At 44.2% G+C, this 21,524-nt stretch carries 35 protein-coding genes and 1 pseudogene; 2 read left to right on the top strand and 34 right to left on the bottom strand.

Annotated elements, in window-relative coordinates:
* The 19 genes from ACE1SE_RS07525 to ACE1SE_RS07435 all read right to left on the bottom strand — a co-directional run bounded on the left by ACE1SE_RS07525 (window position 1) and on the right by ACE1SE_RS07435 (window position 13,020).
* Complete coding sequence (locus ACE1SE_RS07525) at window positions 1-414, bottom strand: DUF4054 domain-containing protein (protein ID WP_374053294.1); 414 nt, start codon at window positions 412-414, stop codon at window positions 1-3.
* The gene (locus ACE1SE_RS07520) at window positions 414-767 is read right to left on the bottom strand and encodes a hypothetical protein (RefSeq protein WP_374053293.1); all 354 of its coding nucleotides are present in this window, start codon (window positions 765-767) and stop codon (window positions 414-416) included. Before ACE1SE_RS07520 ends, ACE1SE_RS07525 begins: the two co-directional genes overlap by 1 nt.
* A 68-nt stretch (window positions 768-835) precedes the next feature.
* The gene (locus ACE1SE_RS07515) at window positions 836-1,849 is read right to left on the bottom strand and encodes a major capsid family protein (RefSeq protein ID WP_374053292.1); all 1,014 of its coding nucleotides are present in this window, start codon (window positions 1,847-1,849) and stop codon (window positions 836-838) included.
* A 75-nt stretch (window positions 1,850-1,924) separates the two neighbouring features.
* On the bottom strand, window positions 1,925-2,413 hold the full coding sequence (locus ACE1SE_RS07510; RefSeq protein ID WP_374053291.1) for a structural cement protein Gp24: 489 nt from the start codon (window positions 2,411-2,413) through the stop codon (window positions 1,925-1,927).
* A gap of 9 nt (window positions 2,414-2,422) precedes the next feature.
* Window positions 2,423-3,685, bottom strand: coding sequence for a DUF2213 domain-containing protein (locus tag ACE1SE_RS07505; protein WP_374053290.1), 1,263 nt, complete (start codon window positions 3,683-3,685; stop codon window positions 2,423-2,425).
* A gap of 3 nt (window positions 3,686-3,688) precedes the next feature.
* Window positions 3,689-4,414 (bottom strand): phage head morphogenesis protein, encoded by a 726-nt coding sequence (locus tag ACE1SE_RS07500; protein ID WP_374053289.1) that lies wholly within the window; start codon window positions 4,412-4,414, stop codon window positions 3,689-3,691.
* On the bottom strand, window positions 4,377-5,939 hold the full coding sequence (locus ACE1SE_RS07495; RefSeq protein WP_374053288.1) for an anti-CBASS protein Acb1 family protein: 1,563 nt from the start codon (window positions 5,937-5,939) through the stop codon (window positions 4,377-4,379). Before ACE1SE_RS07495 ends, ACE1SE_RS07500 begins: the two co-directional genes overlap by 38 nt.
* 8 nt (window positions 5,940-5,947) lie before the next feature.
* Window positions 5,948-7,393 (bottom strand): phage terminase large subunit, encoded by a 1,446-nt coding sequence (gene terL, locus ACE1SE_RS07490; RefSeq protein ID WP_374053287.1) that lies wholly within the window; start codon window positions 7,391-7,393, stop codon window positions 5,948-5,950.
* Between the two features lie 198 nt (window positions 7,394-7,591).
* Window positions 7,592-8,224, bottom strand: a complete 633-nt coding sequence (locus ACE1SE_RS07485; RefSeq protein WP_374053286.1) for a terminase small subunit — start codon at window positions 8,222-8,224, stop codon at window positions 7,592-7,594.
* Window positions 8,225-8,233: 9 nt separating this feature from the next.
* Window positions 8,234-8,413, bottom strand: a complete 180-nt coding sequence (locus tag ACE1SE_RS07480; RefSeq protein WP_374053285.1) for a hypothetical protein — start codon at window positions 8,411-8,413, stop codon at window positions 8,234-8,236.
* Window positions 8,414-8,503: 90 nt separating this feature from the next.
* Complete coding sequence (locus ACE1SE_RS07475; protein WP_374053284.1) at window positions 8,504-8,698, bottom strand: hypothetical protein; 195 nt, start codon at window positions 8,696-8,698, stop codon at window positions 8,504-8,506.
* Between the two features lie 144 nt (window positions 8,699-8,842).
* Window positions 8,843-9,058: a hypothetical protein gene (locus ACE1SE_RS07470; RefSeq protein WP_374053283.1), complete on the bottom strand. Its 216-nt coding sequence runs from the start codon at window positions 9,056-9,058 to the stop codon at window positions 8,843-8,845.
* Window positions 9,055-9,642 carry a BRO-N domain-containing protein gene (locus tag ACE1SE_RS07465; RefSeq protein ID WP_374053282.1) on the bottom strand — a complete coding sequence of 196 codons (588 nt, stop codon included), beginning with the start codon at window positions 9,640-9,642 and terminating at the stop codon, window positions 9,055-9,057. Before ACE1SE_RS07465 ends, ACE1SE_RS07470 begins: the two co-directional genes overlap by 4 nt.
* A 339-nt stretch (window positions 9,643-9,981) precedes the next feature.
* Complete coding sequence (locus tag ACE1SE_RS07460) at window positions 9,982-10,881, bottom strand: Kiwa anti-phage protein KwaB-like domain-containing protein (protein ID WP_374051007.1); 900 nt, start codon at window positions 10,879-10,881, stop codon at window positions 9,982-9,984.
* Between the two features lie 19 nt (window positions 10,882-10,900).
* On the bottom strand, window positions 10,901-11,419 hold the full coding sequence (locus ACE1SE_RS07455) for a KwaA family protein (RefSeq protein WP_374051008.1): 519 nt from the start codon (window positions 11,417-11,419) through the stop codon (window positions 10,901-10,903).
* 192 nt (window positions 11,420-11,611) lie between these two features.
* The gene (locus tag ACE1SE_RS07450; protein ID WP_374051009.1) at window positions 11,612-11,854 is read right to left on the bottom strand and encodes an Acb2/Tad1 domain-containing protein; all 243 of its coding nucleotides are present in this window, start codon (window positions 11,852-11,854) and stop codon (window positions 11,612-11,614) included.
* Window positions 11,835-12,308 carry a lysis protein gene (locus tag ACE1SE_RS07445; RefSeq protein WP_374051328.1) on the bottom strand — a complete coding sequence of 158 codons (474 nt, stop codon included), beginning with the start codon at window positions 12,306-12,308 and terminating at the stop codon, window positions 11,835-11,837. Before ACE1SE_RS07445 ends, ACE1SE_RS07450 begins: the two co-directional genes overlap by 20 nt.
* The gene (locus tag ACE1SE_RS07440) at window positions 12,305-12,700 is read right to left on the bottom strand and encodes a structural protein (RefSeq protein WP_374051646.1); all 396 of its coding nucleotides are present in this window, start codon (window positions 12,698-12,700) and stop codon (window positions 12,305-12,307) included. Before ACE1SE_RS07440 ends, ACE1SE_RS07445 begins: the two co-directional genes overlap by 4 nt.
* Complete coding sequence (locus ACE1SE_RS07435) at window positions 12,697-13,020, bottom strand: phage holin, lambda family (RefSeq protein ID WP_374051647.1); 324 nt, start codon at window positions 13,018-13,020, stop codon at window positions 12,697-12,699. The genes ACE1SE_RS07440 and ACE1SE_RS07435 overlap by 4 nt, the downstream gene beginning before the upstream one ends.
* 160 nt (window positions 13,021-13,180) lie before the next feature.
* On the opposite strand from ACE1SE_RS07435, the gene ACE1SE_RS07430 reads away from it, so the two are divergent.
* Window positions 13,181-13,405, top strand: coding sequence for a hypothetical protein (locus ACE1SE_RS07430; RefSeq protein ID WP_374053281.1), 225 nt, complete (start codon window positions 13,181-13,183; stop codon window positions 13,403-13,405).
* Window positions 13,406-13,421: 16 nt separating this feature from the next.
* On the opposite strand, the gene ACE1SE_RS07425 is transcribed toward ACE1SE_RS07430, so the two are convergent.
* From ACE1SE_RS07425 to ACE1SE_RS07355, 15 genes and pseudogenes are all read right to left on the bottom strand, one after another.
* Entirely contained in the window at window positions 13,422-13,700 is a 279-nt protein-coding gene (locus ACE1SE_RS07425; protein ID WP_374051649.1) for a hypothetical protein, read from the bottom strand.
* Between the two features lie 900 nt (window positions 13,701-14,600).
* Window positions 14,601-15,236 (bottom strand): hypothetical protein, encoded by a 636-nt coding sequence (locus ACE1SE_RS07420; RefSeq protein WP_374051012.1) that lies wholly within the window; start codon window positions 15,234-15,236, stop codon window positions 14,601-14,603.
* Window positions 15,233-15,427, bottom strand: coding sequence for a hypothetical protein (locus ACE1SE_RS07415; protein WP_374051013.1), 195 nt, complete (start codon window positions 15,425-15,427; stop codon window positions 15,233-15,235). The genes ACE1SE_RS07420 and ACE1SE_RS07415 overlap by 4 nt, the downstream gene beginning before the upstream one ends.
* Window positions 15,424-15,783, bottom strand: coding sequence for a RusA family crossover junction endodeoxyribonuclease (locus tag ACE1SE_RS07410; RefSeq protein ID WP_374053280.1), 360 nt, complete (start codon window positions 15,781-15,783; stop codon window positions 15,424-15,426). Before ACE1SE_RS07410 ends, ACE1SE_RS07415 begins: the two co-directional genes overlap by 4 nt.
* A 1-nt stretch (window position 15,784) precedes the next feature.
* A complete protein-coding gene (locus ACE1SE_RS07405) occupies window positions 15,785-16,069 on the bottom strand; it encodes a DUF1364 domain-containing protein (RefSeq protein WP_374051015.1) in 285 nt (94 codons plus the stop codon).
* A 69-nt stretch (window positions 16,070-16,138) separates the two neighbouring features.
* Entirely contained in the window at window positions 16,139-16,582 is a 444-nt protein-coding gene (locus tag ACE1SE_RS07400; protein WP_374051016.1) for a NinB/YbcN family protein, read from the bottom strand.
* A 12-nt stretch (window positions 16,583-16,594) separates the two neighbouring features.
* Window positions 16,595-16,831 (bottom strand): hypothetical protein, encoded by a 237-nt coding sequence (locus tag ACE1SE_RS07395; protein WP_374053279.1) that lies wholly within the window; start codon window positions 16,829-16,831, stop codon window positions 16,595-16,597.
* The gene (locus ACE1SE_RS07390; RefSeq protein ID WP_374051018.1) at window positions 16,824-17,198 is read right to left on the bottom strand and encodes a hypothetical protein; all 375 of its coding nucleotides are present in this window, start codon (window positions 17,196-17,198) and stop codon (window positions 16,824-16,826) included. The genes ACE1SE_RS07395 and ACE1SE_RS07390 overlap by 8 nt, the downstream gene beginning before the upstream one ends.
* Window positions 17,195-17,560, bottom strand: coding sequence for an SH3 domain-containing protein (locus ACE1SE_RS07385; RefSeq protein WP_374053278.1), 366 nt, complete (start codon window positions 17,558-17,560; stop codon window positions 17,195-17,197). Before ACE1SE_RS07385 ends, ACE1SE_RS07390 begins: the two co-directional genes overlap by 4 nt.
* A gap of 16 nt (window positions 17,561-17,576) precedes the next feature.
* Window positions 17,577-17,882: pseudogene (locus ACE1SE_RS07380) on the bottom strand (recombination protein NinB); the annotation flags it as partial.
* A gap of 137 nt (window positions 17,883-18,019) precedes the next feature.
* On the bottom strand, window positions 18,020-18,223 hold the full coding sequence (locus ACE1SE_RS07375) for a Lar family restriction alleviation protein (RefSeq protein WP_374053277.1): 204 nt from the start codon (window positions 18,221-18,223) through the stop codon (window positions 18,020-18,022).
* Between the two features lie 73 nt (window positions 18,224-18,296).
* Window positions 18,297-18,674 (bottom strand): phage protein NinX family protein, encoded by a 378-nt coding sequence (locus tag ACE1SE_RS07370; RefSeq protein ID WP_374053276.1) that lies wholly within the window; start codon window positions 18,672-18,674, stop codon window positions 18,297-18,299.
* Between the two features lie 210 nt (window positions 18,675-18,884).
* Window positions 18,885-19,607, bottom strand: coding sequence for an ATP-binding protein (locus ACE1SE_RS07365; RefSeq protein WP_374053275.1), 723 nt, complete (start codon window positions 19,605-19,607; stop codon window positions 18,885-18,887).
* The gene (locus ACE1SE_RS07360; protein WP_374053274.1) at window positions 19,607-20,323 is read right to left on the bottom strand and encodes a helix-turn-helix domain-containing protein; all 717 of its coding nucleotides are present in this window, start codon (window positions 20,321-20,323) and stop codon (window positions 19,607-19,609) included. The genes ACE1SE_RS07365 and ACE1SE_RS07360 overlap by 1 nt, the downstream gene beginning before the upstream one ends.
* 315 nt (window positions 20,324-20,638) lie before the next feature.
* Window positions 20,639-20,851: a helix-turn-helix domain-containing protein gene (locus ACE1SE_RS07355; RefSeq protein WP_374053273.1), complete on the bottom strand. Its 213-nt coding sequence runs from the start codon at window positions 20,849-20,851 to the stop codon at window positions 20,639-20,641.
* Window positions 20,852-20,952: 101 nt separating this feature from the next.
* Between ACE1SE_RS07355 and ACE1SE_RS07350 the strand changes: the two genes are divergently transcribed.
* Window positions 20,953-21,384, top strand: coding sequence for a helix-turn-helix domain-containing protein (locus tag ACE1SE_RS07350; RefSeq protein WP_374053272.1), 432 nt, complete (start codon window positions 20,953-20,955; stop codon window positions 21,382-21,384).
* Window positions 21,385-21,524 lie beyond the last annotated feature (140 nt).

Raw genomic sequence — 21,524 nt, 5'->3', positions numbered from 1 at the left:
TTATCCCCACGGATGATAATGTTTCACCGCTGAATAGCGGCCACCTACAACATATTTGCGGGTTGCCTGCCAGTACATTTGTCCGCATGGCGTGAGCTTAAACCACGATGCATTAGCGGCATCCGGCACGGCAAACGAAACACTAACCGAGCCTTCTGTCGCACTGGCGGCTGGGCCTGCCTGACCGTTATTTCCCCAGAGCGTCACTGTGGCAATATGACAGGTCAACAGATACAGTAAGGTCTTGCGTTCCTGTGCGCCGTCAGGCTCATAGGGAATAGCCGAATTATCCGAATTATCGAGCAGCAAGCAGGCCACATCAAACGCCTGCTGTAGCTGTCCTTTTGTCAGGACACCGGCAAAGCGGGGATACAGCTCAAGGAAGGCGTCACTGACAAAGGTGACGATTGCCATCAGGTACTCTCCTTCACCGGCTCCGTGGCTGTTTTGCTAGTATCTACAGGCTCGCGCCCGTGGCGCAGTTCTTTTTTCTCGCTGGCTTTATCGTTGGCACTGGCGGCTTTTTCATCCCAGATACATAACTGGTTTTTGAAGATTTCCATTTCGCCATAGGTGTTCAGGATGCAATCCCATTTATCCGCGTCTACGGTGGTTTCTCCATACAAACCGACAGGCAGTGTGCCTTTCTCCACTCCGAACAAATGAAAGGCATTTCCTTTCAACACTAGATTGGTGCCATCCGGCATCGGGAATACAATCCCATGTGGATGATTCAGGCGGACAGTGACGATTTTTCCTTTTGACATGCTGCTTTTCTCCGGCATAAAAAAATGGCCTCCCGAGAGACCATTGAATATTGATTGTGATGTATCTGTTACATACCCGTCATCTGGGCAATCGCCGCAGGAATTCGGATCACCGCACCATACGTGGTTGAGGTGAACTTCTGCGAGAAGGACGACAACTCAGGCACAATACGACCGGCTCGCATCTTTTCACCAAAGCCCAATAATCCGGTTTCCTGACCAGCCACTTTAGGGGCGATCAGTTGGATGGTTTCGCCGCTGGGACCGCCTAGTTGTGGCAGACTGACAATATTGAGCTTGCTGAAATAGGTTGTCAGCATTTTCATCACTGAGACGTTAAAATCCGTCGCATCTCCCAGTTGTACACGTAAGGTGGGTGAGATAGCCAAGATTAATTCATCACTCTCTGAAACTAATCCTTGTGTTTGATTGACCAGTCGGGCAAACAGATTCAGGATATCGCGGTAACGCTGCTGGGTAGTTTTGTCTATCCACTTAGTGGACCCTTTTTCACCGACAGGCGCAGCAACAATTGCCGGGTTTAGATTCGGGTCGTTCAATGCACCATAAATTTCACGGCCCTGCACACCCAGCAGATAGAACTTATTACTGTCAATGTCGATAATCGTTGCGGCGGCGCGTTGTTTGTCAGCAGCCAAATTGATTTTGGCTCCAGAGGCCATATCCGCCTCCAAATCGCCGTACTGGATCACCGTCTGAAAACGGTACTGCTCACGAGTATGGTGTTCATAGTTCGTTCCAGATCGACCGGACTGCCCGAAATCCGAATAAGCCGCAGTATTACCCGTGACTTCGTTGGCACGCCATTTCATATACGGTGTGGTCCAGTCGCCGCGCTTTTCTTCACTGTATAATTCGCGCGCATTACGTGGCGCGGTCAGGATTTCAATAATTGTCGGGTCTATATACGCCAGCAATTCAGCGGGAACGGTCGAATTTGGTGAGGTGATTAACGCCGCATCCTGAACCAATCGCGGCATACTGCCGGGCGTGATCCACTGACGGGCACCGTTAAAAATAAAGCCGTATTGCTTGGCTTGCTCAAAAGAAATATTACTCATTAGGTTCTCCGCACGCATGACAAAGCCCGCCGAGAGTTCAGCGTGTCATCATGCGTGAATAATGTCAGTCAGGAATTAGGCGGTCTGCCAGTTAGAGATGATGGCAAGGCTGCTGTCGGCGTCGTAGTATTTGACTATCCAGCTCGTTTTAACATGTCCGTCAAGGGTCGCTTTAGCATCGGCAGTTTGAATGCTGCCATCAGTCGTAGATGCAAACACCGCCTGACCAATGGACGCATTCTGATTGGTTGGCGCACACCAGAAATCACCCCGTACCGCAACGGTTACATCCGTTTGATCAGGAATATCCATCGTGCCCGGCGATATCAGATTATAGTTGTAGTACGCCAGTATGCGTTCCATAAAGCCCACTGGGGCATCTTTACCTGTTGTGGAGGCTTTGACCTGCCGGAATGTATCAGTGCCTGCAAACACGAAATGACCGATGGTGATCTCGCCTTCCGCTTGCGGATTGCCCTGTGTGTAAATTACAGGGTTTTGTGTGGCTCTGTCACCGGGAACCGCCGGAGCGTAGTACAGGCCGACCTGTTTTTGTAATGCCATGATAACCTCTTAGATTTTAATGTTTTTCAAACCCGCAAATGGACCTTCCAGACTGCTTGGTGCGGCATCCATAACCGGATTCTGTGTAAATGCAGAGGGCTTTTGTGCTGCCAGTATATCTACCATGCCTTTATACGCGGTTTTGTCGTATTTCTTGGGGTCATAGCCTTTGTTTTTCAGTGCATGAGCATAGATAGCTTCTGCACTGTCAAAAGCCATGATGTCCAGCTCTCCCACCAGCGAACGGACTTTTTGCCCTGCTTCATTGAGTGCCTTAAAATGCACCTTAGTTTGTTCAATGGCCTGCTGGCGAATAGCGTTAGCATCCATTGTGATTTTCGGCTTATGATCCATAGCGGCTGTATTTCCCTTGTTTTCTCCCAAATTTTCCCCAGCCGAATTATCGTTCACCGCATTAGGCTTTTCCTGAACATTGCCCCCAACGGGCGCTGAGGTTGATTCGCCTTCTGCCAGTTCATGTGCAAACTGCATACCACTGATAAAGGTCTGTACGGCAGCCTCATCATCCGTTGCCAACCCCAGTTCCGTCATCTTTTCTTTGACGGCATCATTATCTATCGCAAACTCTGTCGGTTTCTGTTTCTCCGTAGACTGAGCCTCATTTGGGTTATCCTGAGTGATAGAACCCTTGTTTTCTGCACTGTTCGGTGCGGTATTTTCCTGTGACATTGCATGTTCCTGTAATTGAGACGGTTTGCCGTCATGTACAAAGACATCGGGGCCAGCCCGACCTTCTTTAACCAGTGCCACATGATTTCCGCGAAGATGACGCATCACGAAGTCATAGGCAACCCCGTTAAATTCGCCTGATGTAAAGTCAGGCTCAAAAAAATAGCCGCAACTGAGTTCCTTAAGTGACCCATCCTGAATGGCATCAATCGCCCTCTGGTCAGTGACCGTTAGGGCATTATCCAGATAAGGTGGTTCCCAGACCGGCGTTGTCCCAATTGAACCCACCCGCAACTCCTTTAACGGCTGTTCAGCACTGTCCTGCTCATGACGATAAAGTAGCGGGATACCGTTAAACGTGGCCTTAGCCTTTTCCAGTTCATCGGCAGGACGGTAACCGTAATAAAGTCGATCAGGTTCTAGCTCCAGATTTTCCCAATTAGGAATTTCCCGCCCGATATAGGGCACAACTTGCTCTTTGGTCAAGTGTGTTTGGGAAACATGAAGATAGCCGTTGGCATCAATACGCCGTCGGCTCCCCTCGTCAAACACAACCGAGTTATTTTCTTTCGATGTAGACATAAATTAAGTATTTCCAAATTGAGGGATAACAGGCCGGAAATCACACTTACAGTTTATTTCTTCTCCGGTATGGATATACCGTTGTACATGCGGGTCATAACAGCCTTCACTGAGCTTAAAACGCTGACCGTGCATTTTGAGATGTGACTCACGGTAAGACTTACTACCGCCCGCACGGTGTATCCAAATTCCCTCAGTGATACCCGATGATCGGCAACGCTCCCGTGCAATGGCGTTGGTAGCTTTGGCGTTCTGGTCGCGGGCAATTGTCTTGGCTCGGTTTTCTGTCAGGCTGTAGCGTTTTTTTAGCTCTTCTTTCAGGAATCCGATATCTCGCCCATTGACCACACTCTGTTGCACCAGTGTTTGAACCTGCGTCAGGTATTGCTCAGGAATGGATTTAATAAGACTGACCTGCTGCTCATACAAGCTATCTAGCACATTCTGGACAGCCGGAGTAACACGCATATTGACAGTGATACTGTCGGCTTTCAGTTTGTTTTTCACTGAGTTTGATGCGTAGGTATTAGCTCGGTTAACAAACCAAATCGCAATAGATTCTGCCATCTGATTAAACTTTGTTTTCCACCGTCCCATAACAGAAAACAATTTCCGGTTTAATTCCTTAGCAGGAGAGGCGTCACCAACAATGTTAGGCTGCTGGCGTTTGTATTCTGCTGATATCCAGTAATCAACCGAATCCGCCATTTCCTGAATCAATCCCTGCATTCGGCGATAATATTCCTGCTCCAGTCCGGCGTTGGGGCGTGTAGGCCTCCCCGTCTTGATTTTCTGTTTCTTCCCCACAATTGACCTCTGGAGTATCATCAACATTAATACCGAAATAATCACTGTCAGGATCGGTAGATAGACGCTGCCTTACCTCTTTCTCCCAAACAATAGAGGAATCCAGCAATGAGGCATCCCGCTCAGCTTTTAGCTTCTCTATTTCAGCAGCAACCTTGGCGTCCTGCTTATTCAAATCAACAAAATCGAATGTGACAGACTGGTTTAACCGACCTAATGTGACGATTTGGATAATATCGAGCGCCTTCTGCAATCCTGCGCGGAAGATTTTCTCCTGCTGGCTCTTAACATGATCGTTGTAGTTACGGATATCACTGTCGCCGGTCGCGTTAAATCCGCTAGGGGATATACCCAACGACTTAACAGCGGGGGTGCGGTTAATCACTACAATCAGTTCCAGCATTTGGCGGACAATATCAGTCACTCCAGTTAGTGGAGTTTCCAATTTGATGATGTCTTCCATTTCTTTATCAATCGCCAGAATGCCATCGTTTGAGCGAACAGAAGCTAAGTAAGCTAAGCGTCCGTCTAATGATTTTGTTGCGTTTGGGTTGGTCAGAATGTCTTCCATGTTGGTTTTAAATGCTGTCAGAGAAAACTTCTCCAACAACCGTGCGGCAGAGGCTCGACTGTCCTGAAAGTGGATCACATAGTCGTACAATAATTGTGCCTGTGGCATTCCCATAAAGTTGTATGAGGGTTTAAGCAAAATCGGTACTTCATTACCGCAAATGCGTATTAATCGGGAACTATGAACCTCTTTACCCAATATCCACCATGTATCAGGATTAAAATAGCGAGAACTCAGTGGGTCGGTGCTCTCATATCTGCCCGGAAAAATATTGATAGGCTCCACCAGCACAAAGCGTTTAAAGTTTTTCAGCTCTGCTGATTTTTCTGAGATATCCAGCGGAATCAGTAATTGGTTATCTGTCGCCCCCGTATCAATGAATATCAGGCAACCACCGAAATAACCGTTAAATTCCCCCGCCTTATGGAAGATATCTTTAACTTTGAAGCCGATCAGCGCATCTTCGATTTTCTTTTTATCTTCGGAGCTATTGCCTTCTTCGGCATCTAACAACTTAATATCTATCCACTCCCGCGTCATATCATCAACCACGGTTTCAATACAGGCTCGGATTAGTCCGTTCTGTGTAAGTGATGATAGCGCCGCATAACCCATAAATGATGGCCCTAGCGCATAACCCTGACCATGCTCCCATGCGTGCTGAATCAGGGTATAGGCTCCCGCTGAGCTTAAAGAGGCATCCATAGCCAGGGTCACTTCCTTCGGTGCCCCCAATGTTTTTGCTGGACCATAAATATTTCTTATTTCTTCATGCGTCGGGATGTATTGCTCTGAAGCCAATTTATCGACGATTGTCTGAGATAGCGCGAATCCCCGCTGAGGCTTTATAGCCTGACGTTTTTGTTTTCTTGCCATAGTGATGTTTACCAACGAGTAGAGTGACGTGAATTGCGCATCGCCTGATTAATAATTTCCTGATTCATGCTGATACCGCGTCGTTTCTGATACAAGTCGCGTATGGCCTGTGTCATGCAGTCCACCACGTCATCATGGGCACCCACGGGGAACGTGGTGATTTCATTGACAGCATCTACCACCCACGGCGCAATGTCTTTATGGGGTAAGAAAATATTGCCTGCTTCCCATTCAGCGGTAACTGCGTGAGCACGGGCAATCTTACTTCCGTCCGGCTCGATTGGAATCAGGCCTGATACAGTACTTTTGAGTGAATCAATGACAGCAGGACCATTAGCTTTATCTTCCACCAATTTACGGCGACCTTCGGGAAAGTCTGCTGATTGCTTTTTAACGGCTTGCAGTGTCTCAGTGAACGTCATCCGTGCGCGTGTTTGATGTAGTAAATAGGAGTTTGCCCCTTTCTTGCCCCAGACCTGACCGACGACGTAATCGGTGCCTTCACCATCCTTAAACGTCATATCCCAGCTATGGATAACCCGGTCGAATTTCTCAGGTAACTCTTTAGGTAGATAATATTTCACCCAATCTTCCTTGAAAATCGTCCCGCCAGAGGGCTTCGGTGACTGCTGGTACATCGCTGACCAGAAGTAATCACCCAATATCGCCTTAGTCTCAATCAGTTTCTCTATCGGGTGCAGTTCCGGCACCAGTGCTTCCCCTTGTTCATTGATGGCAGGAAAGGCTAATACCTTCGCTTTTGAGCTGATTTCAACTACTTTGCCGGATAAATCATCGGTAGCCCAACGAGTCGCCATGATGATCTCACCGCTATTTTTTGATAGACGTGTCTTGAAAGTGGAAACGTACCAGTTCCAGATGGCATTTTTGGTGGTCGGGCTTAATGCTTCTTGGGCGTTTTTAATCGGGTCGTCAATGATACCTAAATCAACCTTTTTACCCGTCAATGGCCCACCTACCCCTGCCGCGATATACGAGCCTTTGTTACCCGCAATCTCGAAGGTTTCGCTGTTTCTCTTCGCCATAGTCGCAACAGTCACAACCCGCTTTGGATTCAATGATGACGCCGGAAATAGATTGCGATACTCCTCACTCATCATGATGCGCTGCACATCACGGTTCATATCAGAGGCTAGATCTTTACCATATGACAGCCCAGCGACACGTTTATCTGGGTGCTTACCAAAGAAATACGCAGGCAGATAACGTGAAACAATATCTGATTTACCATGCTGTGGCGGCGCACCCAATATCAATATTGGTCGCTCACCCGCCATCATATCAATCAAAAATTCGTCCAGTGCCGCACAGACCTGTCGAGAGAAATCACTGGTGATATAGTCAGGGTTTATGTACTGAATGAACTCATGCAAATTGCGCCGGGCGATCTCTCGCTCAATGGCCTCATCCAGCATTGCATTATCCATATCCATACCAACATCCAAAGTGAGAAAAATAAGCCGTTCGCACCAAAATCTCATCGAAATGATTTTCGTGTTTTTGATAACAAATTATTAACAAATAAAGATACTGAATTTGACGAGAAGATTTGAAGTTTTAACCGTTTGGGTAGCGAATTTAACTGAACTCAAAATCGCATGTTCGGATAAGAGCCATTATGTTAAATTGGGCTACTTTTCACGATTTTTTCTTAATTCCAGTAGCTGCTCAAAACTCAGGTGGCTGAGGTTGATAGGGTTCGGCGTCATCGAGCCATCACTAGAACTCAAATCAACTTTCTTCGCTGATTCCCAGCCGAGCAGTTCCGCCAATTGCTTGATGGCTGATTTCGGATCATGGAGTTTCAGCTTGATGCCATCTTTACCTGTGGTCAATTCAGAAATAGCACTGAGTGCTGCCGGGTTCTGCAAAGCGCTATCTTTAAATTGCCATGTAGCCTGGAACACAGGCTTACCCTCGTCATCTTCCCCTATCTGGCTGTTACGGAAGTCGGCGATATCGTGAATAGAAACACGCCCCATTGCTGATAAGCGTTCTAAGGCTTCCTGACGGCTCATAACAGCCTCAGAAACGGCTTGTTGGTTCATTGAGTTAAGAAATGCTTTGACCTTAAGATTTCCGAAGATCTGACTGGCTGAAACACTGGCTGTATTTTCGTTCTTAGCCTTGTATCCCGCCCGCTTGTAGGCATCTATCTGATTCAGTCCTTTTAAGATGCCTAACACGAATTGCTGCTGTTGTTTTGTTAGGGCATCAAAGAGAACTTGCTGCTCGTCAGTGAGCTTTAGTTTCTTTTGTGCCATTTCCTTCCCTTACTTCGATAATTCACAAGCCATCTTCATGACCTGCTCTAATTCTTCGTGATTGAGTCCGTAGTATCGCTTGAGTTTGACGATATCCAGCAACATCTTAGCCTTAGCTTCTTCTTTAGGAGCGATATCAGGCACAGGTCTGATCGGACGCAGTCCCGGTGGTATCTGGTGCTCAGGCATATTTACCTCTCTGTAGTTGAATTCAGAATAAGCAACTGGCTCGGTTTGTATTTTGATAAACACTTCCGCTGATAGTCTGCCGTGTCTCGATTAAATCAGCGCAGGATCGGCACTGCGCACAAATTCACGAAACAATGCCTTAACCTGACGGACATTACCGCGACCACTTACTTTCAAACATGATGTATTGCCTGCGCGCTTATAAATGGCAACTACGCTTCCAATAGCCATTGTGATTACTGAGTAGTCACCTGCCTTTTGAGTTTCGATAAGGACTTTTTTCATATTTACCTCATTCAGAACAAACGACTAGACGTGAATTGAATTTATGGTTAAACGCCGGTGATTTGATTAACCACACCCGTCAAAAACTTACACAAAACTCTATCAAGCACCCGTTTATTGGATGCTTTGCAGAATTTTGTAAAATCACCGCTTCCTTGGTTTTTCTGCCGAATACTTGCTCGCCCACGCCTTGGCGATGTCCAAACAGTCATCAAACAGCTTACCTTTCCTGCTGGCTGACGCAGAGCGGCGGTAATATTCTTTTGCACGGTCACTCGCCATTCCTGCAATGGATGAAGAAAAGCCGAGCTTGGTTAACTCGGCCTGTACGTTCTTCTCGATAAATTGCTCGTGGTTCATGCGGGTTCTTCCTCATCGGGGAACTCGTCCAGTCCAGGCAAAGCAAGCTGTGATAATTCAAGGATGGCCTTCTCAGCCTTACGAATTTTCTTGAGATGACGCTTGCGCAAGTTCATCAAATCACTGCCTTTGCGCCCGAAGTTGTCGAATGACCATTTATTGGCAGCCACCAGACGATTTTGCATTTCACCGATGGTCAGTTCTTTGAGGCTCTCCATATCCATCAAGGACAAATCTCGTGGCTGGCTTTCCTTTTCTATTAAATCCAGCACCCATTTACGTAGTTCCTTTGCAACAGGAGTGTCAGCCAACATTCCCAACAGATAGAGTCCACGCAATGAAAATATACGAACCCGCGTCTTCAAATTTCTATAAGTAATTGATTCTTTCGAGGTCACTGTTGTAATGACCTCGGTCATGGCTGAAGTGAACTCATCGGAATTAGCGTTATACAGATTGGTTACTGATTTGGTTTTGGCGTAATCCAATAACTGAGCAACTTGTTTACCCGTAAACCAAATTTTCCCATCGCCATTGTCAAAAGGGATCACTTCTTTTTCTTTGAAAGTTAATGCTGTACTCACGATGCTTATCCTTACTTAGGTAATGAACCTTTGCCGAAATAGGAAATCAGCCCATCGAAGAGCATCAGCAAGCTGACTCCTCAAAGGCTCACTCCTAAATAGGGGTTCGATGTTTAGATTGGCGCTTTCGGTGCGCGGTGAAAATAAAAATGCCACCATCCCGTGTGCGTTGGGTACGCGATGGGAACGGGTGGCAGCATGGGTTATTTCTTTAACCACTCAAGGGAATGGGTAGAGGAATAAAAAAACCACCACGGGATGTGATGGCTTGGGGTTTGGTGATAACTAAAGCGTTAGAGTGATTTAATGATCATCATTCATTGTGAGATAGCAACTACACTAAGTTTTTTTCACTTTTTTCTTAGAGTTTGTCTGATATAGTGTCTGGGTAATTTGTGAAGTGAAATAGTCCTCATCCAAAAAACTCAATAGCCTCTTGATGTGTTTTTTTTCTTGTGGCATTGCAATTCTCTTTTCACCGTCATCTTCATATATCTCTAAATCAAGAGTTACGTCATTTACTTTCGCTATGGATAACAAATCGTCTACAGTGTAATCCTCTAAGACTCTTGATTTATTTATCAATGATACTTTCTTCCTTATTACAGTATCTGCGACACTTGTAAGGTCAAATCCATTTGTAATATGGAAATGCTCATGATTCGAAAATGCCCTTAAATCATCATCAGTGGCTTCTTTAAAATATCCATCGACATCGAATATTCTTCTCAACATATGAAAACTTTTGAATTTTAATTTATTATTTTCAAGTATTGCAGTTAACTTATTATCGATAACCAAACCATCGGAATCAGACAATTTAAAGGTATTTTTATCTTGAAATATACTATGAAACAATGTTTTTTTATTATCTATTATTTGCCTTTTATCAAAACATTGAAGATAAGCTTTTATATTGACACCTGTTTCAGATGAAATAATTTCACCAGAAAACAATGCTTTTATGTTAAAAATAGATATCTCCTGAGGACTCCACTCTTGAATTGAGGTAGGAGTCTGAATTGCATCAAGAACACCTATAACATCATCAAAATTATCAATGCAAAAATACTCCGCAGGACTGGTAATATAACCGCCACTAAACTCTACAGATGTTGTGTAATTATTTTCAAAATATTCTTTTTGTTTTTCAAACAAGGTACTTACAGATCTTTGTGTCGTTGAGTCTGTGATAACCCTCACAATTTTACCAGTGTCGGTTATAGCAAATAATTCCATAAGTAATTTCCTTTGTGAATTAAACAACAATGTATGTGTGAGCTGTTAGCTTTATAACATCTAATCTATCGTTATTCACTGAAAATAAATCTGTTTTGGTAATCAATACAAAACTAACACCCGTCTCATCTTCTGCTTCATAAAACTTATAACCGAAGAATGATAGCAACGGATTAAAACTATAACCCTCAGAGAAAGAAACATAAATAAGCAAACTAATGTAAAAGAATGCAGCAATTTTCCAGTCAAGAAATGTTCCAGACGTACTAAGTAATGGAAATAAATATGTCAAAAAGTAATTAGTTACTTCTTTGTTAGCCGGAGTGGCTGTTTTTATATTCTTTTTTGTTTGTTCTGAATGATGAATAGAATAATTCAATATAAAAATACAGAAACAAACACTTATAACTCCTATAGCTATATATACACCAAGCATGATATGGTTTTTTTGGATAAGAGACAAATAGGCCAATGTGATGCATACAGGAGCCACAGAAGTTGCAGTTAATGCAAGACGAGCAAATTTGTTTAAAAACATTCCCTCCTCCTTCATTGTGACTGTATAAAAAACCAGTATACATCAATTAAACTCAAAAACGAATAATTACTTTATATTGATAAATAACACCAACTCATTCAAGAACTAAAACATCAACCACTCAAACGAGTACCAACACCACGCCCTTAACCTACTCCTGCCACTCCTGAGCAAATGATTCTGGGGTGGTGATTAGAATGTCATTGGCCGGGCCACTGCACGAACCCAGCACATAATCCCTTTTTGCAAGTCCGTACGGCCTTCATTCAGCCAACGCATATCAATTTGATGACTGCCCGTTTGTGTGTTGGTAACCACAAGATAGTCATAGAGCTTACCTAGTTCCTCTCCAAGTGCCTTAATCTTGTTCATGCAATCAATGTCATCTTGGGTTAATTCACGGTAACCCGTAATTTTACGGTGTTGGTTTTCCATTATTTCCTCTGCATTCAGTCTTCGCCCAATCCCTCAATCCGAGGAGCTGGGCTTCAAGGGTTTCGAGTTCTCCGAGGAGACGTACATAATCCTGTTCAGCGTCTTTCGCCAGTCGGGCGGGTCTTGAACCATCCACGCCGGAGGGGGCAGCGGTTTCAGACACGGGACACTCGGCTTTGACGTACACGCGCTTAATGTCAGCGCGCAGAGTATCGCTAAGCTCATCAAGTTTAGTCTTGGCATTGGCGAGTTCCTGAATGTGTTTGGTGTCTAACTCTGTGAGGTGCTTGATTTGCTCTTGCTGCTCATTTATCGCGATGACCTGCTCGTCATACTGTAGCTTTAACCTAGCGTATTCTTTGGCTTTGTCCTGATATTTGCCGTAGCCAAACCAGACCAAAGTAGAAAGAACCGCCAGATAGCCGTAAGCCAGGTATTGAGTGTTGAACTTCATAGCAACTCAAACGCTTTTTCAAACGTTGCCTCAGAATAAGGCTGCTTGCCGTTCTCCATCTGTATCATCGCCTTAGTCAATGCTGTCATGATGGATTTATCGTTAACATCAATCACTGCATGGCTGGATACACCGACTGTTTGGCTCACATAGGTAATATAACTCTCAGTGTCATTCTCATTTGGTGGTGCCCAGCGAGAAATAAACTGGCGGATGGTATTATCGCCGTAGAGTTTCACGTAATTGCGCAGGATTTTGAGCATCGCCCGAATACCGTACTCTGGTGCGATAAACTGACAGAATGACTTATCAGTCTGCCTGCTGCACAGTCCCTGCCATTGGTCACCGTGGCGGATATTGCCCGGATTGTTGTTCCTAATACCTCTGGTCACTGTTTATCTCCCAAACGTTTGTTAATGGCACGCAGCGCATATTCCCGCAGCTTCTCAACACCAATAAAACCAATGGCACCGCCGATAGCCGGTGCAAAATTGGCAGGAATGCCGAACATCTCTAACCCACTGGATACACTCCATGACAGCGCACCACACAAGAGTGCCTCGACCCAGCGGTTCTTTCGTTCCACGCCGTCATAAATCAGGCGCCCGTAGCAAATCAAGGCAGCCAAAACAGAGCCGGATATTTGCGGCCATGAGTTTTTCAGGCCGTTTAATATGTCAGCCCATAAGTCAGGATTTTCTTTCATCTTCATATTCCACCCCATCTGAACAATGGGCGTCCGTGGGGTGAACGATGGTTACCCCTGTGAGTCGGTTAAAAGTAATGGGTTGATAGTTAAGGTAAGCTGTTAGGTCAGCCAAAGATTAACCAACAATTGGAGGGATGGCTGATTACCTCTAAAAAGGAAAATCATGGATAACGAATTAGTCGAGTATCAACTTGCGTTTTTACTGGCGATCTCAATGGCAGAGGCCGAGGAAAATGCAGGCGATTTGCGTGCAAGGATCACTAAATATATGGATAAATTGTTTAAATCAGACAAATCTCTTCATAAGGAAAAACACGCAAGAGCCTTATCGTCCATATATGCCAAAGCTGATAATATGTATTTTGATATGATCAAAAAAGAAAACTAATCATACCAACCCCCAATCATTTGGGGATTTTTAAATCCTTCATCGTCTTCTCAGCAAAAGCCACTGCTCTGTCATTAAATGCTTTCAAGGTAACTTCATCCGTTACAAAGTCTTCTGAATATTCAAATGAGACTTTCAAGCCGTGTACATCACTAATGCCAGCAACAACAACTTTAGCTGTCAGTGTATTAATAATAGCCGCGCTAAAATCACCGTTACCTTCTTTCGCTAGTTCGAGCTTAGCTCTATCAATCCGGTTAGATTTTTGTGGCATGGAGACTTCGATATTCATCATTCACCTCGCTAGTGAGTTAATAGGTTGCCAGCCGCAATAGGAGAGACTGAGGTTCTGGAAGTGATTGCGGTGGCAGATTTGGAGCTATGTTGTTGACATTACTTATCAGTCACGCTTTAGCATGAGGCCAAACACACAACCAAAACTAAACATTGATACACTAAGGGAAATTAACGTAATTATGGATATTTCCATAAAGCGCCTCACAAAACAAAAAAAGCCACGCCATGCGCAGCCTTGAATAATGAGCTGTTCGTAATTCCTAACTATTTGAATTTGTTCCGTTATGGGGATTACCATATCGGGATTTTGAACTACTGCATATTTTGCAGGAGTTGAATAAAGCCATCGAATTCATCTTTCATGGGGTGTTCTTTTTTTCACCGGAAATCACATTAACACATTGATTTATCTAGCATGAAGGGGTGTTCTCTAGCCTTGATCGAGGTGCTGCTCATATCACCCAAAATCACATGTAACGCATTGATTTAACAACATTATAGGGTGCTGTCCGACCATGATCGAGTTGAGCCTCGTTTCGTGAGGCTGACGGTCAGGGATATCACTCTGACACCAGACGCAAGATAACATTGTCACCATGACAATGTGTTTTGCCTTCTTGAAATATTCCTCTGAATATCCCGGACTATTACGGGATTTTGAACTACCGAGGATTCTTAGGTAGTTGGATTTACTACGGGTAGATAGCAAAAAGCCCCGCGAGTGCGAGGCTTGGGAATTATTCCGACCTCTCAGCTGGAGTGGTTGGAGTCCCAGACCTAAATCGAAGTGACCAACTGGGCGGAATCGATAACAAGCGCCGCCCCGATTTGCCTTGTTACCCGCTCTTTCGCTTCTTGCTCCGAGCATACCTAAAATATACACTTCCATAACTTATTTTCAAGTTATTTCAGAAATATTTATTGTCTCTATTCCTTTTTGTGAGCGTTCTCTTACTATTTCATCCTGTAAAACCATATAGACTTTTGCATGAAATAAACTAATGCACCATTTCACCCGATCAATACATTGCTTGATGGTTAACCACGGAGCGATATCACTCTGCATATAATTTGCGAGAGTTTGCACAGTGTTTCTGCGAAGATAATAATCAGTGGCGAGGACATATACGGGGCTAGACTTACTAAAAGCTTTCAATATAGCCTGTTCTACAAAATCAGCTTCATCTACATCGTTGGCGCGTTGAAACATGTTGCTGAGTGATTGCTTGGGAAATAAAATCATGTGGGCTTTTTTCAGCAGTTCTTCCCCTCTATATCCGGCAGTTCTTAGGCTATCGAATACATCCATAAACTTCTCTTGCTGCTCTCCTGACCATCCGCTGACAAATCGCCAGATTCCATCGCAGCCACCACCATATCCCCCAGAATAGGCTGCCCCCCCCATTTCATCAGCCCATAGTGATAAGATCGCTTTGACCCATCGCTCCTGTGCTGGCGTTAATCTGCGCACTTTACCTAGGTATGATTTCCTTGGCGTATTGGCTACATGCCTGTAGCTGTTAATATCCCTCATCTCACCTCCGGCAATACTGTGTGAACCCTGTCGTAATAGGTGGAATACATGACAATGTTTGTATTTAATTTTCGCTCTTCTCTGATAACCATCTCCCCATTAGATTGTTGTATGACGCAACGATGATGACCGGATTTAGTTCTCATCCACCGCGCCTCCTCAATGACGGTGGTTAGATCGGTGAATGTCATGTCTCCAGCTCCCTGATAATAATTTGCCCCTTTTCACCCCAGATCTTCGTAACCCGACCATCCCAGATGCGAGAGTCATCATCAAAGACGGCATCAAGCAACGCTTTTTCAAGATTGTCTTTATCGGGTTTTTGTTGGTGTGGCTTGCCGTTCATTTCTGAGCGCTTTTTCCTGCTCCAGCTTGGCGGCATGGGTAGTACAAAGATGATGTGGTAATTCGATTCGGGAAGGGTGATTTTGTTGAGTCTGACTTCATCCTTGAAGGCGTAGTAATTTAATACCGGCTTTCGTTTTCGCCATCTGTCCGCCTGTGTCATCCGTGGCTTGGGGACGGGCGATATATCATAGACTTTCACGTCAAATCTTACCCTCCGATAGCAATATTGATTGCGTCCTGATTACACCCTCTAAATGAGCCATGTGTGCATAGTCTGTATCTGTCAGTCTCGTTCTGCGGTCTATTTCATCATGACACGCTGAACATGCCCACGCCCCGAATAGGTCAGGCGGTTTCATTCCTGTACCGCAAATGCCTGCCATCCGATAGTGAGCCAGAACCACGGTTTCACTGTTTCCGTTACAAATGCCCGGTATCCTGACCTGACATTCTCGGCCTTGTGCTTCTTTCCGTAAATTTGCCATCCTATCCCCCTAACGCCAGTCCCATCATTAGTGATAATGCGAACCAAAATTCGATGAATATGAGGTATTTCACCGTTCCTGCTCCTGTTTGAGTTTCATGTACTCGCTGTCATGCGGAATTGTCAGTGCCAGACCAAACTGAGCACACCATGCTTCAACCCGGCTCATGTACTGATACATGTCCCCGGTGTCCAGTTCCGATGTCTTCCGCAATTGTTCTTTTGTATATATTTCGCCAGTCACAAAATCCGTGTACTTAATTTCCTCAAAGCCCAAATAGGTTGCCTTTAAATCGTGTTTAACCTTTTCCGGCGTCATCCATGTACGACCTGACTTAATCAGATATTTGCTGATTTCGTCGTACCATTTGTGGGAAAGGTTATTTTGAGAGAGAGTGCGTTTGGGCTTGTAGGGCTTGACTGAGATACTGAGTTTTTGATGAGTGGCGAGTAGTTGTTTCAGGTTGTCGTAAAATAGTTTTTTATTCGATTCATGCAGGCAGAAATTATCCATGCCTAACCCCCGTTATAACCCCTCATAAGTTGCATTGCCTGCACACCAGTTTCGCATTTCTGCGCTATCAATTTGTGGATTGTATGCACACGGCGGCTCAACTTTCGATTTGTAACCCGCCCACCAATACCAACCGCTGCGGTGCTCTGTTGTGCCACATTTTTTACAGATGTGAACCTGACACATTGCTGACCACTGGTAATTATGGCCTGCTGAATTGTTCAGTCGTTCAATTGCTGTTCTAGCCATTGTCATTTGCCCTCTTGATATCGTTTTCCAGAAATTGCAGTTGTGTTTTAGCGCCCCGCAATCGAACTTTTATGTTCTTCTCTTCCCGTTGTAGCTTGTCGCATGAGACTCTCAGATCATCCCGCCGCTTGACCAACTCTTGAATTTCTCGCACCGCGTGTTCAGCTCGATACGCCTGCGCCAGCAGATAATCAAATGCATCGACATAACAACCACACCGACTACATTTGATGGTACGGTACTGCTCATTGACTGTTATTGCTAGATGTTTGCAGCGGGATTGCTCGGATGTTTTGGAAGTGACTGAGGTGCTAATGCTGATTTTTTTATCTTTGCTGAATTTAAGGGGAACAACATTGTCTGTCATTTTGCCTCCAGTAGTTCATCAGGGATGTCAACTTCGTCGCCTAATTTAGAAGAGACTACATGGTATGGAAATGCACTATCTAAATCAGAAAACCAATTCCGGCAGATCTGGCAATACAGTGCTTCCCACGGCACACCATATTCATCCATCCATTTTCTAATCTGTGGTGATATAGGAATCGGCGGTATACAACTGATATCGAAATTCCGTAAACTCAGCTCACGCTGTGCGGCGTCCAAGCGAGAATTAACGCCAATTAAGCTCTGTCTGGTTATCAATAATTGTTTGCGTAATCGGTTGTTTTCTTCATAAAGCTCACCGATTAATTTATTGGGATGCTGAGAAATATCTTTAACATTCATCCTGCCTCCACTTAATTTAAACCTTATGACCGTAATAGTTCAGCGTGTAGCGTTTCTCTGTAAGCTTGACGCCCTGATATACAGCCCATGCCTGTGAATATTCAATTAAACTGCTCATGCGCTTTACACTCATTCTGGCGGTACTTTCCCTTGCCAACGGCACCAGTTCACCTTCCAGCCCTGCGATGATCTGCCCTTCTTTTCCTGTCGCTTTAGCGTGACCAGAAACAAAAATGCATTTCCATTCCGGTGTCTTCCACGTATTGCCAGCCCACTCAATCCCCTGTTTAGAGACGTCACCACATAACGCATGGAACTTGTCGTTCTGCGGTAGTGTTCAGCTTGAATCTGATAGGGTGACTTGAATAGGGAATTCGTCGTTGAGGGATAATTTATTGAGAGAGGCTATTAGGTTTTTGAGTATGTTCGCATTTCTAAGCAGAAAGACCTGCTTTTCCATCAGCCCTCTCTTTTATTCCATAATTTAATTGCATTTTTACATGCGTTATATTTACTCTCGTTACCATATGAAGCTGAACCCCTCGCGTCACAATCAAGGCATTCAATCCATGCATCATGCTCACCAATTGACTCATCCCCTACATAACCAATATCGACGTTATTTCTTCCACAAAACGGACATGGTTTAATTTTTTGTCTCATACTCCCACCCTTTGACAAACAAGATCACTCAAATAATTACCAGCTCGGATGATAGTGGCTGTGATTTGGTATTTCATTCTGCCTCCAGTAGTTCATCAGGTATCTCAACCTCGTCGCCCAATTTTGCAGCGACTACAGCGCGGCAAATGGCGATTTGAGGAGTATCTCCGTACATATCTATGTGCACATAATCATCAGGACATAGCGCACCATCTGTAATTGATGATCCAGCACAATAAGTCCCACCTATGACTGGAGTTAAATCCATTGTGAATTCCTCAATCAACCGCCCGCACACTTCCCAATCCCACGACGGAGCATATTCAGAGACTAGCACCACGCCATTAGGTGTTGAGTATCCGTTGTAATCCGCCATTTTTTGCCACCCCTGAGCCAACGCAACAGCCCAATCCAACGCCCGTCCCGTTAGTTTCGATGTTTTGATTTTCATTATTTTACCCTTTCGAAATAGTTAGTTATCACAAATCTATAAACTCTCTGGAATAACCAATTGGAGGATTTATTCAATTGCTGGATAGGCCACGTGAGAATAATAATTACTAAGAGGGGAACCAAAACGAAAGACGCTATTGATACTCGAATTAGTAAATTCTTTGTTCCTTTTTTAGCCTTTTTCATCTCAAAAGTCCTTATGGTGGGGTTATTTGACTTGGCGGCGGTAACTTTGCCAGTTGAAATTAATTACGGTGGGTGTACCCATTCGTAGACGATCAATAACTCGCTCACCCAAAACTGTAGTCAGTTGCTCAAAATCTAAATTCGTCAGCACGCCAACCGGTTTTTTGTTTGCCAGACGCCGATCCACTACCTGAAAAATAATTAAATCCTCATTCAGGTTATTACGCTGTACGCCGACATCATCGAGCACCAGCAAATCAACAGCACATAAATCATCAACCAATGCTGATTCACTGATTTTCGTGTCTTTCTGGTAGGTTTCACGTACTCGCATCATCAAATCAGGCAGAGTAGCTATCAGGATGCTCCGCCCGTTCTGCATTAGGTGATTACCAATAGCGGCGGCCAGATGGTTTTTCCCCGTACCGGGATTACCACTGAAAATAAACCCACCGAATGAGCGACCGAAGCTCTCAGCATACCGACGCGATTTTGCCAGTGCCTGTTGCTGCTCAGGGGTGGTTGTGACGTAGTTATCAAACGTGCAGTTTTGGTGTAACGGGCTGATACCAGAACGCCCCATGATCCTATTCAGTCGGTTAACTCGGTTCTCTTCGGCAATGCGTTTTGAGTCAATCTCCCCCTGTTTACGATGCCACGCCATTAACTCTTTCGGATCAGTAAATTTTGGTTTGATATGTTCAGGCATCATCTGACGAAAACGAGCCAGTGTTTTTATGCTCATCAAAAGTCCTCCGATATAAACTGCTCTGTACGAACAGGTTGAGTAATACGACTAGCATGGAACTTATGGCGACTGGATTGTTGGCTATTCTGGTAATTCAATTTTTGGCTGGCAGTAATAAACCAGTTCTTCGGCATCTCGGCCTGAAATTCGATATCCAGTCGTTGCAATTGAGTATCCAGATCGATGTGAGGGTAAATCTTTTTCCAATTGGCATAGTCTTTTTGACTGAGTTTTATTACCTCTCCCCTGAACGAATATTTACTTTTCCCACGAGGAGCTTTAGCGACTTTCGCTATTGTTTTTATAGGTTCATTGACTGGTTCAAAAGAGTGACTGGTTCTGGGTGCAGAATTTTCACTAGGGGGTGGTGCAATATTTTCACTAGGGTGGTGAAATTCTTTCACTACCCCTAGTGCAGAATTTTCACTAGGGGGTGAAATTTTTGCACCATCTAAATCTAAGATGTAAATATTGGATGAATTGCCTTTTTCACCCTTTCGATAAACCTTTTTGACCAAACCTTGTTTACATAAATCATCAATGTGACTAATCACACTCCTGCGGCTCATTTCACACTGATCTGCGATATGTTGGTAAGATGGAAAACATTCGCCTTTATCATTGGCGTTATCGGCTAATTTAATCAGTACCAGCTTCCTTGACGGATTACCGACTTTAATCTGCATGGCCTTAGCCATTAAAATCATACTCATTTTATTATTCCTTGATTATCATTTTCACCAAGGCTTGTGATTATTCAGGTACGTAAAATTCCTAAAGTGAAATTACAGTTAAACTTTGTTTAGAAAATAAAAAGAGAGATCAACTATCCTGAGATAGATGATGGGTATAATTTGAACATTAAAATATCGACATGCAGATTTGCGTACCGAAAATATCGGCGTGCAAATTGATAGGAACTGCCCCTCTTTAAGAGGTTCAGTTATGGTTTTTAGCCTACCAATGGCTTGATAGGGACTCTCCACACGGGCGGAGCATTCATTGTGAATGCGCGTAACTTGCGCGGGTTATGCAATTGTGTTGTGATTACCGTTTATGAGCCATGTTGGATCACACCTGAGAGCATTAGCAATTTCTAAAATAAATCTAGGACGTTTAATCGCTCCTGATTCTATTTGTTGAATTGACTGTTGCTTAATGCCGACAATTGCGGCAAGTTCAGATTGAGTCATGTTCATTTCTGAACGTCTGGCTTTCATGCGTTCCGACAATGTATCCATTGTACCTCCTATACAAAATTTCTTGTATTTAAGAACAAAATTGCTTGTTTGTCAAATACAACTTTTCTTGTGAAAATTAGGGATTAGACACAGGAGTACATATGTCAATTTCAGAGCGCGTCAGAAATCGCAGAGTTGAGCTAAACCTAACTCAAGTGGAGTTGGCTGCTCTTGCTGGCGTTAAGCAGCAGTCAATTCAACAATTAGAAAGTGGTGCGACAAAGAGGCCACGGTTTTTGCTCGAATTGTCCAAGGCTTTGAAATGCTCATTAGAATGGCTGCAATATGGAACTGGTGAGCCTATTGTGGAAGAAATGCCACAGTTACCTAAAATATCAATACACTCAACTGATATTAATATCCCACCAAACTATAGAAAATTAACCAAGGAACAGGAAGAGCTGCTAGATTTATTTGATAGTTTACCCGCAGAAGAAGCCTCTCGTTTTCTGCGTGAACTGAAGGTAAAATCAGCTCATTTTGCTGCAATTTTCGCCGAGATGCTGGCGAAACATGGCAATAAAGCAGGTTAGCAAAAGGTTTTTCATCTGTAAATCATAACATTATGAAATGTTATGCTGATCATATTCTTAATATAGGCCACACGCATCTAGTGGTCTTATGTCCAATCTAAAAACTTGGATTATATTCGATTACGCACTAGGAATGGTTG

This window comes from Xenorhabdus taiwanensis, from assembly GCF_036512875.1.
In the GTDB taxonomy this organism is placed as follows: domain Bacteria; phylum Pseudomonadota; class Gammaproteobacteria; order Enterobacterales; family Enterobacteriaceae; genus Xenorhabdus; species Xenorhabdus taiwanensis.
The sequence above is the reverse complement of the archived record's forward strand: the minus strand, read 5'-3'. Positions and strand labels throughout refer to the sequence as shown.

What these genes read in the sequence shown, in the direction of transcription:
- ACE1SE_RS07525 (WP_374053294.1), bottom strand. Translation starts at nt 414, where the DNA reads ATGGCAATCGTCACCTTTGTCAGTGACGCCTTCCTTGAGCTGTATCCC.
- ACE1SE_RS07520 (WP_374053293.1), bottom strand. Translation starts at nt 767, where the DNA reads ATGTCAAAAGGAAAAATCGTCACTGTCCGCCTGAATCATCCACATGGG.
- ACE1SE_RS07515 (WP_374053292.1), bottom strand. Translation starts at nt 1,849, where the DNA reads ATGAGTAATATTTCTTTTGAGCAAGCCAAGCAATACGGCTTTATTTTT.
- ACE1SE_RS07510 (WP_374053291.1), bottom strand. Translation starts at nt 2,413, where the DNA reads ATGGCATTACAAAAACAGGTCGGCCTGTACTACGCTCCGGCGGTTCCC.
- ACE1SE_RS07505 (WP_374053290.1), bottom strand. Translation starts at nt 3,685, where the DNA reads ATGTCTACATCGAAAGAAAATAACTCGGTTGTGTTTGACGAGGGGAGC.
- ACE1SE_RS07500 (WP_374053289.1), bottom strand. Translation starts at nt 4,414, where the DNA reads ATGCAGGGATTGATTCAGGAAATGGCGGATTCGGTTGATTACTGGATA.
- ACE1SE_RS07495 (WP_374053288.1), bottom strand. Translation starts at nt 5,939, where the DNA reads ATGGCAAGAAAACAAAAACGTCAGGCTATAAAGCCTCAGCGGGGATTC.
- terL (WP_374053287.1), bottom strand. Translation starts at nt 7,393, where the DNA reads ATGGATATGGATAATGCAATGCTGGATGAGGCCATTGAGCGAGAGATC.
- ACE1SE_RS07485 (WP_374053286.1), bottom strand. Translation starts at nt 8,224, where the DNA reads ATGGCACAAAAGAAACTAAAGCTCACTGACGAGCAGCAAGTTCTCTTT.
- ACE1SE_RS07480 (WP_374053285.1), bottom strand. Translation starts at nt 8,413, where the DNA reads ATGCCTGAGCACCAGATACCACCGGGACTGCGTCCGATCAGACCTGTG.
- ACE1SE_RS07475 (WP_374053284.1), bottom strand. Translation starts at nt 8,698, where the DNA reads ATGAAAAAAGTCCTTATCGAAACTCAAAAGGCAGGTGACTACTCAGTA.
- ACE1SE_RS07470 (WP_374053283.1), bottom strand. Translation starts at nt 9,058, where the DNA reads ATGAACCACGAGCAATTTATCGAGAAGAACGTACAGGCCGAGTTAACC.
- ACE1SE_RS07460 (WP_374051007.1), bottom strand. Translation starts at nt 10,881, where the DNA reads ATGGAATTATTTGCTATAACCGACACTGGTAAAATTGTGAGGGTTATC.
- ACE1SE_RS07455 (WP_374051008.1), bottom strand. Translation starts at nt 11,419, where the DNA reads ATGTTTTTAAACAAATTTGCTCGTCTTGCATTAACTGCAACTTCTGTG.
- ACE1SE_RS07450 (WP_374051009.1), bottom strand. Translation starts at nt 11,854, where the DNA reads ATGGAAAACCAACACCGTAAAATTACGGGTTACCGTGAATTAACCCAA.
- ACE1SE_RS07445 (WP_374051328.1), bottom strand. Translation starts at nt 12,308, where the DNA reads ATGAAGTTCAACACTCAATACCTGGCTTACGGCTATCTGGCGGTTCTT.
- ACE1SE_RS07435 (WP_374051647.1), bottom strand. Translation starts at nt 13,020, where the DNA reads ATGAAGATGAAAGAAAATCCTGACTTATGGGCTGACATATTAAACGGC.
- ACE1SE_RS07430 (WP_374053281.1), top strand. Translation starts at nt 13,181, where the DNA reads ATGGATAACGAATTAGTCGAGTATCAACTTGCGTTTTTACTGGCGATC.
- ACE1SE_RS07425 (WP_374051649.1), bottom strand. Translation starts at nt 13,700, where the DNA reads ATGATGAATATCGAAGTCTCCATGCCACAAAAATCTAACCGGATTGAT.
- ACE1SE_RS07420 (WP_374051012.1), bottom strand. Translation starts at nt 15,236, where the DNA reads ATGAGGGATATTAACAGCTACAGGCATGTAGCCAATACGCCAAGGAAA.
- ACE1SE_RS07415 (WP_374051013.1), bottom strand. Translation starts at nt 15,427, where the DNA reads ATGACATTCACCGATCTAACCACCGTCATTGAGGAGGCGCGGTGGATG.
- ACE1SE_RS07405 (WP_374051015.1), bottom strand. Translation starts at nt 16,069, where the DNA reads ATGGCAAATTTACGGAAAGAAGCACAAGGCCGAGAATGTCAGGTCAGG.
- ACE1SE_RS07400 (WP_374051016.1), bottom strand. Translation starts at nt 16,582, where the DNA reads ATGGATAATTTCTGCCTGCATGAATCGAATAAAAAACTATTTTACGAC.
- ACE1SE_RS07395 (WP_374053279.1), bottom strand. Translation starts at nt 16,831, where the DNA reads ATGGCTAGAACAGCAATTGAACGACTGAACAATTCAGCAGGCCATAAT.
- ACE1SE_RS07390 (WP_374051018.1), bottom strand. Translation starts at nt 17,198, where the DNA reads ATGACAGACAATGTTGTTCCCCTTAAATTCAGCAAAGATAAAAAAATC.
- ACE1SE_RS07385 (WP_374053278.1), bottom strand. Translation starts at nt 17,560, where the DNA reads ATGAATGTTAAAGATATTTCTCAGCATCCCAATAAATTAATCGGTGAG.
- ACE1SE_RS07375 (WP_374053277.1), bottom strand. Translation starts at nt 18,223, where the DNA reads ATGAGACAAAAAATTAAACCATGTCCGTTTTGTGGAAGAAATAACGTC.
- ACE1SE_RS07370 (WP_374053276.1), bottom strand. Translation starts at nt 18,674, where the DNA reads ATGAAAATCAAAACATCGAAACTAACGGGACGGGCGTTGGATTGGGCT.
- ACE1SE_RS07365 (WP_374053275.1), bottom strand. Translation starts at nt 19,607, where the DNA reads ATGAGCATAAAAACACTGGCTCGTTTTCGTCAGATGATGCCTGAACAT.
- ACE1SE_RS07360 (WP_374053274.1), bottom strand. Translation starts at nt 20,323, where the DNA reads ATGAGTATGATTTTAATGGCTAAGGCCATGCAGATTAAAGTCGGTAAT.
- ACE1SE_RS07355 (WP_374053273.1), bottom strand. Translation starts at nt 20,851, where the DNA reads ATGGATACATTGTCGGAACGCATGAAAGCCAGACGTTCAGAAATGAAC.
- ACE1SE_RS07350 (WP_374053272.1), top strand. Translation starts at nt 20,953, where the DNA reads ATGTCAATTTCAGAGCGCGTCAGAAATCGCAGAGTTGAGCTAAACCTA.